The sequence below is a fragment of the Thalassobacillus cyri genome, assembly GCF_900107755.1.
Classification (GTDB): Bacteria; Bacillota; Bacilli; order Bacillales; family Halobacillaceae; genus Thalassobacillus; species Thalassobacillus cyri.
Genome location: NZ_FNQR01000002.1, coordinates 268,423 through 282,037, shown reverse-complemented (window position 1 = coordinate 282,037; position 13,615 = coordinate 268,423). Strand labels below are relative to the sequence as shown.

The following is a 13,615-nucleotide window of genomic DNA, read 5'->3' as shown; positions in this document are numbered from 1 at the left end:
CCTGCTTTCACCCTGCATGTAAATTATCATTTTGTTGTGCTCTTACTAGATCAGCATAGAATCCTTCTTTTTCAAGCAGTTCCTGATGGCTGCCTTGCTCGATAATTTCCCCATCCTTCAGTACCAGTATCAAATCGGCTGAACGGATGGTATTAAGCCTATGCGCGATGACAAAACTTGTTCGTCCTTCCATCAGATTCGCCAATGCTTCATTGATTTTGATTTCTGTCACGGTATCGATGCTGCTTGTGGCTTCATCTAGTATCAATAGAGACGGATCGGCCAGTATTGCCCTGGCTATTGAGAGCAGCTGGCGCTGGCCATGACTGATTCCATTTCCATCCGCATCAAGGACTGTATCGTAGCCTTCCTGAAGGCGGCTGATAAAGCTATGGGCATTAGCTGCTTTGGCGGCATCTTCTACTTCTTCATCACTGGCACCCAGCCTGTCATAGCGAAGATTCTCTCTAATCGTAGTATGAAATAAAGTAGCATCCTGTAACACAACCCCCATCTGTTTCCGGAGGCTGTCCCGGGTGATACGCTTGAGATTCTGTCCATCTACCAGTATTTCGCCTTCATCCGTTTCATAAAATCGCGATAGGAGAGAAATGATGGTTGTTTTCCCGGCTCCCGTCGGCCCAACAAGGGCTACTGTCTCTCCCGGTGAAGCTGTGAAATTAATATTTTTCAGGGTTGGCTGCTCATCCTCATAGGAAAAGCAGACAGAACGGAAGTCTATTTTTCCGTTGAGGCTATGGATAGGTTCTGCTTGTTCCTCATCTTTTGTCTCTTCGGTTTCATCTATAATTTGAAAAACGCGATCAGCCCCTGCAACTGCCGAGAGAATCATATTGAATTGGTTGGCAAGGTCATTCAATGGCCTGGTGAATTGCCTGGAATAGGTGGTGAACGTGACTATTACCCCGATGGAAACGGCACCATTTACAGCAAGTAGCCCTCCCCCGCCGACGATGATAGCGAAACTGATATTATTCAGCATATTCATCAGCTTCGGGATAAAACCAGAGTACGTCTGTGCCCAGTAACTGGCATGCCTAAGCGCTTCGTTTTTCTTCTGGAAATTTTCGATGACACTATGTTCCTGGGAAAACATCTTGATGATCGTCTGCCCAGAGAACATTTCTTCCACGTAGCCATTCATATCTCCAAGTTCTCTCTGTTGATCCTTAAAAAACCGCCCCGTCCGTTTCGTGATCCATTTCATTCCGAAGTACATCACGGGAACAATGGTGAGCGTAAGTACTGTTAATAATGGGCTCAGCCAAAGCATCATTCCGATTGTTCCAAGAATAGTGATCAGGCTGGTAGTGAATTGGATGATGGCTGTATTCAATGTTCTGCTGACGTTTTCCATATCATTCGTCAGCCGGCTCATCAGCTCTCCGAATTGCCGTTCTTGGAAAAATAAAATCGGCAGTCGTTGGAGATGAGAAAACAAGTGGTTACGCATCGTAAATACCGTGTTTTGCGATATACCGATCATCCAGTAGTTTTGCAGCCACAACGTTATAGAGTGAAATATATAAATTGCTCCTAATAGAACCAACATTTGCAACAGTGTACTTGTCTCCGGATCTTCAATCACTCTATCAACAGCTACCCCGAGCAGGTAAGGGCCTAATAAAGACAATAACGAACTGATCAGGACAACAGACAGCACCAGCCAAAACAACCGCTTCTCGCTTCGCATGTAACTCCAGACCCTCTTTATGGTCGCCTGGATGTTTTCTACTTTTGGAGGCCGGCTTCCGATACCATGATGACGGGCTCTTGGAATCTGTGGATTTTCTGTCTGTTTATACCCCTTGTTATCCGCCATTTATATCGCCTCCGTTTCTTGCTGGGACTGGTAGACTTGCTGGTAATAGGTATCATTCTTCAGTAAGGCAGCATGGTCGCCTGCTGCGAGGATGTGGCCTTGATGCATCAATAGTATTTTGTCAGCGGCCTTTAGAGAGCTTATCTTTTGAGCGACAATTACGACCGTGCACGCCTTCTTCCGCAAGGTTGCTAACAGTCTGGCTTCTGTATGGGCATCGAGCGCACTGGTGCTGTCATCTAGCAAGAGTATCTTAGGGTCCCGTACAAGCGCTCTCGCGATTGACAAACGTTGTTTTTGTCCGCCGGAAAAGGTAACACCTTTCTGCCCCAGTTTCGTCTCATAGCTGTTCGGAAGTGTTGTAATAAAGTCATGGATCTGAGCATCTTTAGCGGCTGTTATCACTTCTTCCATGGTGGCATCATCTTTTCCCCACTGAATGTTTTCCTTTACGCTTCCTGAGAATAAATGGATCTCCTGGGGAACAAGACTGATTTGCTTACGGAGTGCTTTGACATCATATTCATCTATCGATATTCCATCGATGAGCACTTTTCCACTAGTTGCCTCCTGCAGTCTCGGAATGAGATGAAGGAGCGTTGATTTACCTGAGCCGGTTTCACCTAAGATTCCCACTGTCTCTCCGGCTTTTGCATGAAAATTGATCTTTTCAATAGCAGGCAGCTTAATGGATGGATAGGTATAGGTAACTGCTTCGAATCCGATAGCACCCTCGATTTCTTTCACTATCCCTCCAGTTTGTTCATGGGTCTGATCTCCTTCAGCCTCAATGATCTCGTTTATCCGGTTGGCAGAAGCTTTTCCGCGTGAAAATACCATGATCAAAAAGGTGAACACAGAAAAGGTGAACATCATTCGGGTGGCGTAATTGATGATAGCCACGACTTCCCCCGCTTGCGCCGTCCCAAGATTCAACTGGATAGCACCGAACCATAATATTACAAGTATCACCAGGTTCATTCCAAGCATGACCATTGGCATAGCTAACTCCATCAACCATAAGGCTTTTTTGTTATCGTTCAACAAGGATGTATTAGCATTCTTGAACCTGCGTTCTTCATAATCGCCCCGGTTGAAACCTTTGATCAACCGGATACCGGCAAGGTTTTCCCGGATAATGGTGTTGAGGTTATCAAGCTTCTCCTGAACGCGGCGAAAAAACGTCACACCCTTTGTCAGTATCCAAAATAAGAACAACAACATCATAGGTAGGGATAATAATAAAATCATCGCCAATTCTTTATGTACGGTAAATGCCATCACGAGCCCGCCAATAATGAATAACGGGGCTCGAAGAGCTATCCGCATGAACATAAAAATCAAGTTCTGGATTTGTGTCACATCATTCGTCATCCTCGTGATCAATGTAGGAGTTGAAAACCGCTGAAAGTTTTTACTAGTGAATTCCTGGACTTTTCGGAACATGTCATTGCGCATGTCGTATCCTGCGCCCTGGCTGACATTCGCTGCAAAATAGGAATTGATGATGCCGGCCGCAAATGCAACCAACGAGATTCCTACCAGGACACCGCCCCAAATCGCAACCGTAATAAAATCTTCCTGCAAAATTCCATCATCGATGATTCTGGCCATTAACAATGGCTGGATCAATTCGACGACCAGCTCGACAACCATCAGAAACAAACCAATGTACATCGATATTTTATAGTGGTAAGCGTAAGCAAACATTCTTCGCATGTCTGGTTCCTCCGATAGTTCTGAAAGTTCTTATAATTATACAGCAAAAATGATCTACAGCGAACCGTTAAGCAGGTCTAATACCCCTGTATTTTGGAAAAGATAGTACCAAGTATTTATAGGAGTGAAAATTATGCTAGAGATAGTAAAAGAGTCTTTGCTTGTACTTGGGCGTATTTCCACTATCGTCCCGTTGATGCTCATAACCGCTATTTTTATGGGGAAAAGAGCAATCGGAGAACTGCCGATTTTTGACCTGTTGATCATCCTCACGCTAGGTTCTGTCGTGGGGGCGGATATCGCTGACCCATCAGTAAATCATATTCCTACTGCAGTTGCCATTATCGCCCTTGGTTTATCACAGAAGCTTGTCGCAAAACTGAAGATATCCAGCCGTTCATTCGGAAGATGGATTACGTTCAAACCGACGGTGGTTATTCAAAATGGCAAATTCATTAATGAAAATATGGAAAAAATCCATTATTCGATAGATAATGTCCTCCAGATGCTGCGTGAGAAGGATGTCTTTGATATTAAGGAAGTCCAGACAGCAATCGTGGAAGCGAATGGCGAGTTGAGTATACTGAAACATGCCCGGCATCAGACTGTGACGAGACAGGATATGAACATCATCCCCTACTCTTCTGATATCGCTTTGCCGATTATCATTGAGGGCGACATCTCCCGTGAAGTTTTAAGCTACTTTGGAGTAAAAGCTGTCTGGGTACGCCGTCAACTGGTTAAAAATGGAGTCAAAGATATCAATGATGTATTTTATGCTTCTCTCAATCGGGAATTAGAGCTGCACTATACCCTGAAAAGTGAAGTGGAACATACGATACCACCTGTTCAGCATTGACAGTAGTACGGTCATTTTCTCGCTTTAGAAACAAACCGGTTTCCAGTCACCCAAAATCTCCAGGGATAATCACGCGCCTCTCCGCTGTTATCGATGCCAACCCGAGGGCCAGTAGATATAAAATCAGGCTTTGCTCCTTCTGCGATATATAAGGGCGGTCGATCGAATTTCAAACCATAGTCCGATTTAGTAATACCTAACGCTTTCGTGAGCTTCCCAGGTCCATTAGTCAACTCGATCTCTTTTTTATTTTCTCCCCGGCGCTGGTACATCAAGTTAATCCCTTCCAGCGGCTCTACAGCACGAATCAATATCGCTTCCGGTTTCAGTACATCGCCGCTCACTACGTTAACAAGGCAATGGGTATGCATCACATACGTATAGACATGACCAGGCGCTCCAAACATGACCTCCGTCCGTTTCGTCCTCCGATTTCCATAACTATGGGCTGCACGGTCACCTGGACCTATGTAGGCTTCTGTTTCCACAATCCTGCCTGATGCCGTTCCTTCCTCCGTTTCTTTCACCAATGTTTTCCCTAATAACGCTTCAGCGAGCTCTAGTGTAGGCTGGTAAAAAAAATCTTGTTCCAGCGGTTGATAATTCATTCAGACACCTCCTGTATCGGTATCATTCCCTTTTTTCAGCTTGCCAAAAATATTCCTTTTATAGAATACCCTAGTTTTGTTCATACTTTATATATACTTAATTTTACAATAGGTGGTTTTGATGGAAATGAAAAAAGTGACGATCAGCATTAATGGTCAGGAAGTCGAAGCGACTGAAGGTCAGTCGATCTTTGAAGCCGCACGTGACAATGATATCTATATGCCGGGAATTTGCGCCTCACAGCCTGATTTAGGCGTGGGAGTTATCCAGACGTGTGACACTTGTTTTGTCGATGTAAATGGAAAGCTTCAGCGCTCTTGCTCCACTAAAATTGAACAAGGCATGCAAGTTTCCAATAAATCCGACAAGGTCAAGGAAGCCCAGCTCGAGGGAATGTCACGAATATTAGAGAACCACGAGCTGTACTGCACCGTTTGTGATAATAACAATGGTGACTGCGTCGTGCATAACACTGCCGAGCATCTGCAAGTGAACCATCAGAAATATCCGTTCACACCCAAGCCTTACACGGCAGATAACACCCATCCATTCTACCGGTATGAACCAGACCAGTGTATTCTTTGTGGATTATGCGTAGAAGCATGTCAGGACCTGCAAGTCAGTGAGGTGCTATCGATTGACTGGGAACGGAAAGAACCCCGTGTCATCTGGGATAATGATGTTCCGATCGATCAGTCCTCCTGTGTTTCCTGCGGTCACTGTGTCAGCGTATGTCCTTGCAACGCCTTAATGGAAAAATCGATGCTTGGTGAAGCAGGATATATGACAAAAATACCAAAGAACATACTTGAACCAATGATTGATGTGACAAAAGAAGTTGAACCAGGTTATAGCGGCATTTTTGCCATATCCAATGTCGAAGCTGCGATGCGGGAAAGCCGGATCAATAAAACGAAGACGGTTTGTACGTACTGTGGAGTCGGATGCAGTTTTGAAGTATGGACAAAGGGCCGGGATATTTTGAAAGTCCAGCCTCATCCTGAAGCACCTGCCAACGGAATTTCCACATGCGTCAAAGGTAAATTCGGCTGGGATTTCATTAATAGCCAGGAACGGTTGAAAACACCATTGATTCGAAAAGGGGATAAATTTGTAGAAGCATCCTGGGACGAAGCCCTTTCCCTTATAGCAGAAAAACTGCAGGGCATCAAACAGCAGAACGGTTCCGATGCGCTTGGTTTCATCGCTTCCTCGAAGTGTACCAACGAAGAGAACTATTTGATGCAGAAGCTTGCCAGACAAATTTTCCATACGAACAATATTGATAACTGCTCGCGTTACTGCCAGACTCCTGCCTCTGCCGGGTTGATGCGGACAGTCGGGATTGGCGGCGACTCCGGGACGATTGAAGATATCGCTGCCGCGGAATTGATTATCGTCGTAGGGGCGAACCCGGAAGAATCACACCCGGTTCTTGCTACCCGGATCAAACGGGCGCACAAGCTGCATGACCAGCAGCTGGTAGTCGCAGACTTACGTAAAAACGGATTGGCAGAACGTGCGGATTTACACTTGCATCCTAAGCCAGGCACAGACCTTGTCTGGATTTCAGCCGTAGCCAAATACATGATTGACCAGGGATGGGAAGCAAAAGACTTTTTAAAAGAAAGAGTCAATCATGTTGAAGAATACATGCAATCACTTGATAAATTCACGTTGGAATATGCAGAAAGTGTGACAGGCCTTACCCAGGAGAGCATGAAAAAGGTAGCTGAAATGATTCATGAATCCAAGGCTACTTGTATCCTCTGGGCAATGGGGGTCACCCAGCATATGGGGGGTACCGATACAAGCACTTCGATTGCCAACTTACTGCTGGTGACGGGAAACTTCGGCAAGCGCGGTACTGGAGCTTATCCGCTTCGCGGGCATAATAACGTGCAGGGTGCCAGTGATTTTGGTACAATGCCGAACTTCTTCCCGGGATATGAAGCTGTCGATGATGACGTAATCCGTGGACGCTATGAAAAAGCGTGGGACACTCAGCTGCCGAAAGTACCTGGGCTGAACAACCATGAGATTGTCGCGGCCATTCATAAAGGATCCGTCAAAGGTGTCTATCTGTTCGGCGAGGAAATGGGGCTGGTGGATTCAAACATCAATTATGTACATGAAGCTTTTGAAAAACTTGATTTCTTCGTAGTGCAGGATGTGTTCTTTTCTAAAACAGCCCAGTTTGCCGATGTCGTTCTTCCGGCTGCCCCGAGTCTTGAAAAAGAAGGTACATTTACCAATACGGAGCGACGCATCCAAAAGCTGAATAAAGTGATGGACCCCTTAGGCGACAGCAAACCGGATTGGGAAATTTTCCAGGACCTCGCTAATCGGCTTGGTGCAGATTGGCATTATGAAAACCCAGGTGAGATTATGGCTGAAGCAGCAGCGCTAGCCCCTGCATTCGCAGGCGTTGATTATAAACGACTGGAAGGATGGGACAGCCTCGTATGGCCAGTCGATAAGGATGGACAGGATCATCCATTACTATATGAAAAAGAATTCGCCTTCCCGGATGGAAAAGCAAAGCTCTTCCCGGTAGACTGGACCCCACCTTATGAAGCTGGCGAAGGGTATGATCTCCATTTGAATAATGGCAGGATTCTGGAACATTTCCACGAAGGAAATATGACTTACCAATCGGACGGGATATCTCAAAAAGTACCAAACCCATGGCTGGAAGTATCCCCGGAGCTTGCCAAAGAAAGAAACATAGAAACGGGAGCATTGGTGCGTCTTACTTCCCCTTATGGAAAAGTGAAACTGCGTGTTTGGGTGACTGATCAGGTTAAAGGTAACGAGCTCTACCTGCCAATGAATACACGGAAGGAAATCGAAGCCGTCAACAAACTGACGAGCAGCTACCATGATAAAGATACGCATACCCCGAACTACAAAGAAATGCAGGTGAAGATGGAGCTGTTAGAAGCAAAAGGAGAATCTCCTATTGTTGTTGGAAATTTCCGTTTAGGCAACCCGCAGCCACAAATCGGTGTCAGAGTGGCAAAAAAATGGGAGCGAAAAGATTTCACTCCAATACCTGAATTGATAAAAGAGGAGGGGTTGATCGATGGCCAAAGCGATACAGCAAATTGATACCCAGCAATCGACTGCTGAAGAACAGCAACATAAAGAAATAGCAGCATTAATGAATCAGATTGCTGATAATAAACAGGCAATTGCCAGTATGCTTGAAATTGTCGAGCAATTAGAAGCGACGGGAGCGCTCGATATTATGAAAGGATTTCTGAGCGCGCGTGAAAAAATCGGCACCATCGCAGTAGAGCAAATCAACCAGCCAAATATCCACCACACAATCAAAAACACGTTTTATACTTTAGGTTTTGTCGGTCATCTAGAGCCTGAAAAATTGAACACAATGCTCGCAAGTGTTCAGCAAGGGATTGAATCAGCCTCCACTCACGCAGAAAAATCGGAAAAAACCAACCTATGGGGATTGATGAAATCTCTGCGTGACCCTCATGTAGTTACCGCCCTTTCCACCGTGGTCAGCTTTTTGAATGGAATGGGTAAAGGGTTAGAAGAAAAGGGTGATCAACATTGATTACACGTACATTTTCAATAACTGATTTCCATAAGGGAGATGAGGCACGTATCGAAGAAATATTATATGACGTGTGGGGCGTTCGGAACGTGGAGGTTAATTCCAACCTGGGACTGGCAACGGTCTCATTCGATGAAAAAGCCGCTTCCTGGCAGGACTTTACCCAGGCAGTCGCCGACTCCGGATTTGAAGTAAATGGATAAAGGTAACGGAAAACAGCAGAGATGGATGTCTCTGCTGTTTTTATATATCGGGAGAAGTTAAACAGAGTTTTCCTTCCCTGATGTTCTGCTGCGTGGATGTTTTGTCCTCACTCGCGTGTGTCCCGCCCTACCGGAAGACTGTTCTGTCCTAACTACGCAACCTTCTGCCCTAACGGTCATAAGTTCCGACCTAACGAAGCAATGTTCTGACTTAACGCGTGTAGCTATCGTAAAAGAGGCACTAATCGATGTAGGATTAGTGCCTCTTAATTATTTCCCGGGATATAATCCATTTATCTGCCACTGACGGAATCTCGATGAAAGCGGCCGTTAGCCTGATATAGCAGTTTTTTTGGTACTGCTTCTTCAATCATTGGAAAAATTGTCCGTTCTTCTAACCTGACATGGTCGTCCAGCAGTTCTCCTAATTCGCGAAACTGTTCCGCTGTTAAGCGCGGCTGCTCACGGATCTGTTCGACCATGCCTCTAATTTGTGCATGCTGGATCAGCATCTTCCTGATCGGCTCTTGATCGACATTTCCATACTGAGCGTACAGGGGAAGCAGCACTTCTTCTTCATCACGAAAATGCCCCCGGCCGTCCTGGTTCCAAAAATCAATCACACTCCTGCGATACTCCTGCAAACTTTTTTCCGTCTTCTCCGTGCCCGCTTTTTTCAACTCTACCGCAGTAACAAGCGCATGATGATGGTGATGGGATAAAGGGTATAACGCTTCGTGCCTTTTCATATCCTTTCGACCTCCAATCGAAATGAAGACTATATTGTTATTATATACCATGTGATGGATTACAGAAGTGACCTCCCCCACAATGCTTTTGTATGTAATACCCTGATAGAGTGAACTCCTCCGCCAGATCATACACTACCCCCTGGCAATAGACTTTTCCACCTAATCTATTTGTCCTAATTTCATACGACAAAAGCATTGTTTTCAGATTTTTCAATAAACCATTGACAATTTTCCCTTATACTTCAAGCTATATGACAATAAAGGAGGAAGATGGTGTGAAAAAGACAGGACTCATGCTTATGCTTTGCGCAAGTCTGATCGTTCCCACGACTGCTGACGCTGCGCCTGTCAATGACACCGACGATACATACAACACGAACATTGATATTGAGAATGGGATGACCCAGCCAATTTATTCACTGGATGATGCTATCGAGGAAGAGGTCTATATTGAAACCACGGTCGACAGCGACAATGATGGTGAACTTGATCGTGTCCATGCCAAGATTATTCGTCCAGCTGAAACAGAAGAGGGGCTGGATGTGCCGGTACTTTATACGATGAGCCCTTATTACGCAGGCCTTAAGTTCCCATTGGAATTTTATGATGTCAATAAAGAACTGAACGTCGTCAACCATCCTGGCAAACCGCTTCTTACCGGGGAAAGTAACCCAGCAGGGCTGCCTGGTTACTTAGATGATTACTTCGTTCCACGCGGCTATGCTTTCATTGCTGCAGAAAGTATTGGAACCGGTCAGTCGAACGGTTGCCCTACCACTGGTGATTACCAGGAGGTGGAAGGGACAAAAGCAGTCGTTGATTGGCTGAATGGGCGCGCGGAAGCCTATAATGAAAATGGGGAACTGGTAACTGCCGATTGGTCGACTGGGAAAGTCGGGATGGCAGGGGTTTCCTATAATGGTACCTTACCGAATGCTGTTGCTACTACTGGTGTTGACGGGTTGGAGACGATTGTACCGATTGGAGCAATTAGTGATTGGTACGATTATTACCGATCTAATGGTGCTGTTATAGCTCCAGGAGGTTATCAAGGCGAAGATACGGATGTACTTGCAAAAGCTGTGATGACTCGGGAAAATCCAGAAGTGTGCGCCGAACAGATGAAGGAATTAACAGAAGGACAGGAACGGGAAACCGGCGACTACAATGACTACTGGTACGCCCGCAATTATGTAAAGGACGCCAAGAATATCGAAGCCAGCGTATTGCTTGTCCATGGATTGAATGATTGGAATGTAAAAACAGAACAATTCCAACAGTGGTGGGAAGCTTTAGAAAAGAATAATGTGCCAAGAAAAATGTGGCTTCACCAAAGAGGGCATACCGATCCTTATTATGTCCGGCAGGAAGAGTGGATGACTACTTTGAACAAATGGTTCGATTATTGGTTATATGATGTGGAAAATGGCATCATGAACGAGCCGATGGTAGATATCCAGCGGGAAGATCAATCCTGGGAAACAATGGATGCCTGGCCTGCCGAAGACGCTGAAGACACGAAACTCCACTTCAGTGTGGAAGAAGGGCTTGGCTCCCTCAGCTTCTCGCCGGTATCGAATAATAACAAAACAGAAGCTACGATCATCGATGATCCGACTCGTAGCGCAGAAACATTGGTAAAGGATTTGAATGGGAATAAGGATAACCTCGCAGCCTACTTAACGGAACCTTTAGATAAGCAAATTCGGCTTAGTGGTGTACCGGAGGTTTTTCTCCGTGCTGAATTTGACCGGCCAACCGCTAACCTTACCGCTCTGTTAGTGGATCATAGCAATGAAGGGGCGGAAATCATCACACGTGGCTGGATGGATCCGCAAAATATCAACTCCGATTGGAAAGCGAAGTCTCTCTCACCAGGGAAGGAATATACTTTCCAGTGGGATATGCAGCCGGATGACTATGTTTTTGAAGCTGGCCACCAACTTGGCGTCGTGATCATTTCTACTGATTACGATTACACGCTTCGCCCTGAAGGCGGAACAAAAATAACAATCGATCCTGCAAGCAGCTACATCCAGCTGCCATTAGTGAAGTAAATCAAACGCCAGTATGCATCAGCATACTGGCTTTTTGTATGGAAATAGCGTCTAGCCAATATATCGGAAAATTAGCTAATAACTATTATTTCCTCATAATGACGCTGCTGCATTCTCCTCGATATTTTAAAATTTAGGTTTTGTCACTTCCCTCAAAGGAAAGAATAAAATAAATTAGACTTCCTTTATCATTCCTATTCACCAAAAACGTTACACCGTAATAGATAAATTTGGGGGTGGCCATTATGAACAACTTAGAAGACTTAGAGCAGAAAATAGAAGAAATGCGTATATATATGTATTCCCTTTATCATCATGATCCCTTGGATGATGAGTTGATTGAAGCCTCTCAGACGCTCGATCGGCTGTTAAATGAACTTTCGGCGTCAAACAGAACGTTCAACTGCGAATGAACCTTCCGTCTTGGAAAAAAAAGATATGAGAAAAACTGCCTCAAGGAATCGAATAAAGATCCCGAGAGACAGTTTTTTTTACGAGAGTCGTTTACGTTTGGAAGAGGCAGGAATATGGAGTTCTTCCCTATATTTAGCCACCGTCCTCCGTGACACTGTTATTCCTTCTTTTGTTTTAAAATGGTCGGAAATCTTCTGATCGGATATCGGCTTACGCTTATCCTCCGTTTCGATCAAACTTTTTAATAAAGCTTTCACTCTAGCGGAAGATGTATCGTTACCGGATTCACTACTGAGTTTGGAAGTGAAAAAGATACTTAATTCAAAGCACCCTTGAGGTGTTTGAATCACTTTATTCGCTTTGGCCCTGCTTACGGTGGACTCATGGACTCCGATTGCTTCGGCCACTTCTTTCAGGGTCAGGGGCCGGATAGCCGTGAATCCTTCTTCGAAAAATCCTGCTTGCTTTTCCACAAGCACTTTGGCAATTTTCATCATTGTGGCCTGTCGCTGTTCAATGCTATTAATCAACCATAAAGCCTTTTGGTAATTATCCTTTACATATTTTGCCGTCTGGTCATTTTTATTAATCAAGGTGCGGTAATTCGTATTTACGTGGATGGAAGGTAAATAACTGTCATGGAGAACAATCTTATACTCCCCTTGATGCTTCTTTACGGTTATATCGGGATGCATATATTCTGCGGGTGACTTCGCGATACCCGCAAAAGGCTTAGGTCTTAACTGTTGAATCAATTCTACCGCTTGATGTACTTCTGAAAGAGGTGCATTCAATTTTTCAGCCAGCAAACGCCATTTTTTTTCCGCGAGCAGTTCCAGGTGGTTTGTGACGATTTGTTCAGCCAATACGTTATCTTCATGCAACTGTCGTAATTGAAAGGTAAGATAGTCTGATAGATTTCCAGTTCCAACACCAATAGGGTCAAGGTATTGCAGTGTATCAATAACCCCTGCCACTTGATCGGCCGGCAGCCCAAATTCATCAGCAATCTCGGACGCTGGAATAGGAAGGTAGCCATTGTCATCTAAATTCCATATCAGGTATTGCATCAGCAGCCTTTCTACGTCAGGCAAATCTAATAGGCTTGCCTGCTCCCATATATCCTCTCTTATATCTTTTTCCCTGGTAGCAAAATCAAGCGGACTGGCACCTGAGTGATAGGACCTCTGCTGATAGACAGGTTCGTGGTCGACCTCTGGTGTTCTTTCCTTTAATTCAATCAGCGGATTTTCCAGTGCTTGTTCTTGGATATACGCTGTCAGTTCCATCGAAGAGAATTGCAGCAATGATATCGCCTGTCGTAATTCCGTTGTCATAGCCAGGTTCGTCGTTTGCCGTTGAGACAGACTTAGCTCCATCATATTTCTCCTCCCTGCTAAAAACCTATGAACACGCTTACATTTCGCTGTAGACTGGTTTCCTTTGGAATATATTCTATTTTACTATGCATCGTTATCAATTAGAAGTTGTTCGAGATGAACTTATACTTATTATCATATTGGCGTATCCATCATGAAATTTCAAGCTCGTATCACAAAAACTTCCCCAGGAGATCCAT

At 44.9% G+C, this 13,615-nt stretch carries 11 protein-coding genes; 6 read left to right on the top strand and 5 right to left on the bottom strand.

What is annotated here, in order from left to right; translation table 11 throughout:
* Nucleotides 1–7: 7 nt before the first annotated feature.
* Entirely contained in the window at nt 8–1,843 is a 1,836-nt protein-coding gene (locus BLV00_RS03625; protein ID WP_093042494.1) for an ABC transporter ATP-binding protein, read from the bottom strand.
* Nucleotides 1,844–3,562 (bottom strand): ABC transporter ATP-binding protein, encoded by a 1,719-nt coding sequence (locus tag BLV00_RS03620; RefSeq protein ID WP_093042492.1) that lies wholly within the window; start codon nt 3,560–3,562, stop codon nt 1,844–1,846.
* Between the two features lie 133 nt (nt 3,563–3,695).
* Between BLV00_RS03620 and BLV00_RS03615 the strand changes: the two genes are divergently transcribed.
* Complete coding sequence (locus BLV00_RS03615) at nt 3,696–4,421, top strand: DUF421 domain-containing protein (RefSeq protein WP_093042490.1); 726 nt, start codon at nt 3,696–3,698, stop codon at nt 4,419–4,421.
* An 11-nt stretch (nt 4,422–4,432) separates the two neighbouring features.
* Here the strand turns inward: BLV00_RS03615 and BLV00_RS03610 are convergent, their stop codons facing one another.
* On the bottom strand, nt 4,433–5,029 hold the full coding sequence (locus tag BLV00_RS03610) for a DNA-3-methyladenine glycosylase (protein ID WP_093042488.1): 597 nt from the start codon (nt 5,027–5,029) through the stop codon (nt 4,433–4,435).
* Between the two features lie 121 nt (nt 5,030–5,150).
* Between BLV00_RS03610 and fdhF the strand changes: the two genes are divergently transcribed.
* The 3 genes from fdhF to BLV00_RS03595 are packed head-to-tail and all read left to right on the top strand — an operon-like array spanning nt 5,151 to nt 8,813.
* Nucleotides 5,151–8,141, top strand: a complete 2,991-nt coding sequence (gene fdhF / locus BLV00_RS03605; protein ID WP_093042486.1) for a formate dehydrogenase subunit alpha — start codon at nt 5,151–5,153, stop codon at nt 8,139–8,141.
* Entirely contained in the window at nt 8,116–8,610 is a 495-nt protein-coding gene (locus BLV00_RS03600; RefSeq protein ID WP_093042484.1) for a helical membrane plugin domain-containing protein, read from the top strand. The genes fdhF and BLV00_RS03600 overlap by 26 nt, the downstream gene beginning before the upstream one ends.
* Complete coding sequence (locus BLV00_RS03595) at nt 8,607–8,813, top strand: heavy-metal-associated domain-containing protein (RefSeq protein WP_093042482.1); 207 nt, start codon at nt 8,607–8,609, stop codon at nt 8,811–8,813. Before BLV00_RS03600 ends, BLV00_RS03595 begins: the two co-directional genes overlap by 4 nt.
* A 293-nt stretch (nt 8,814–9,106) precedes the next feature.
* Here BLV00_RS03595 and BLV00_RS03590 read toward each other — a convergent pair whose 3' ends face one another.
* Nucleotides 9,107–9,562 (bottom strand): hemerythrin domain-containing protein, encoded by a 456-nt coding sequence (locus BLV00_RS03590; protein WP_093042731.1) that lies wholly within the window; start codon nt 9,560–9,562, stop codon nt 9,107–9,109.
* A 296-nt stretch (nt 9,563–9,858) separates the two neighbouring features.
* Here BLV00_RS03590 and BLV00_RS03585 point away from each other — a divergent pair, with 296 nt between their 5' ends.
* A complete protein-coding gene (locus BLV00_RS03585) occupies nt 9,859–11,622 on the top strand; it encodes a Xaa-Pro dipeptidyl-peptidase (protein WP_093042729.1) in 1,764 nt (587 codons plus the stop codon).
* A 245-nt stretch (nt 11,623–11,867) separates the two neighbouring features.
* The gene (locus BLV00_RS03580; RefSeq protein WP_093042480.1) at nt 11,868–12,035 is read left to right on the top strand and encodes an aspartyl-phosphate phosphatase Spo0E family protein; all 168 of its coding nucleotides are present in this window, start codon (nt 11,868–11,870) and stop codon (nt 12,033–12,035) included.
* Between the two features lie 78 nt (nt 12,036–12,113).
* Here BLV00_RS03580 and rpoN read toward each other — a convergent pair whose 3' ends face one another.
* Nucleotides 12,114–13,418 (bottom strand): RNA polymerase factor sigma-54, encoded by a 1,305-nt coding sequence (gene rpoN / locus BLV00_RS03575; protein ID WP_093042478.1) that lies wholly within the window; start codon nt 13,416–13,418, stop codon nt 12,114–12,116.
* Nucleotides 13,419–13,615 lie beyond the last annotated feature (197 nt).

What these genes read in the sequence shown, in the direction of transcription:
- BLV00_RS03590 (WP_093042731.1), bottom strand. Translation starts at nt 9,562, where the DNA reads ATGAAAAGGCACGAAGCGTTATACCCTTTATCCCATCACCATCATCAT.
- BLV00_RS03580 (WP_093042480.1), top strand. Translation starts at nt 11,868, where the DNA reads ATGAACAACTTAGAAGACTTAGAGCAGAAAATAGAAGAAATGCGTATA.
- BLV00_RS03625 (WP_093042494.1), bottom strand. Translation starts at nt 1,843, where the DNA reads ATGGCGGATAACAAGGGGTATAAACAGACAGAAAATCCACAGATTCCA.
- BLV00_RS03620 (WP_093042492.1), bottom strand. Translation starts at nt 3,562, where the DNA reads ATGCGAAGAATGTTTGCTTACGCTTACCACTATAAAATATCGATGTAC.
- rpoN (WP_093042478.1), bottom strand. Translation starts at nt 13,418, where the DNA reads ATGATGGAGCTAAGTCTGTCTCAACGGCAAACGACGAACCTGGCTATG.
- fdhF (WP_093042486.1), top strand. Translation starts at nt 5,151, where the DNA reads ATGGAAATGAAAAAAGTGACGATCAGCATTAATGGTCAGGAAGTCGAA.
- BLV00_RS03615 (WP_093042490.1), top strand. Translation starts at nt 3,696, where the DNA reads ATGCTAGAGATAGTAAAAGAGTCTTTGCTTGTACTTGGGCGTATTTCC.
- BLV00_RS03585 (WP_093042729.1), top strand. Translation starts at nt 9,859, where the DNA reads ATGCTTATGCTTTGCGCAAGTCTGATCGTTCCCACGACTGCTGACGCT.
- BLV00_RS03600 (WP_093042484.1), top strand. Translation starts at nt 8,116, where the DNA reads ATGGCCAAAGCGATACAGCAAATTGATACCCAGCAATCGACTGCTGAA.
- BLV00_RS03610 (WP_093042488.1), bottom strand. Translation starts at nt 5,029, where the DNA reads ATGAATTATCAACCGCTGGAACAAGATTTTTTTTACCAGCCTACACTA.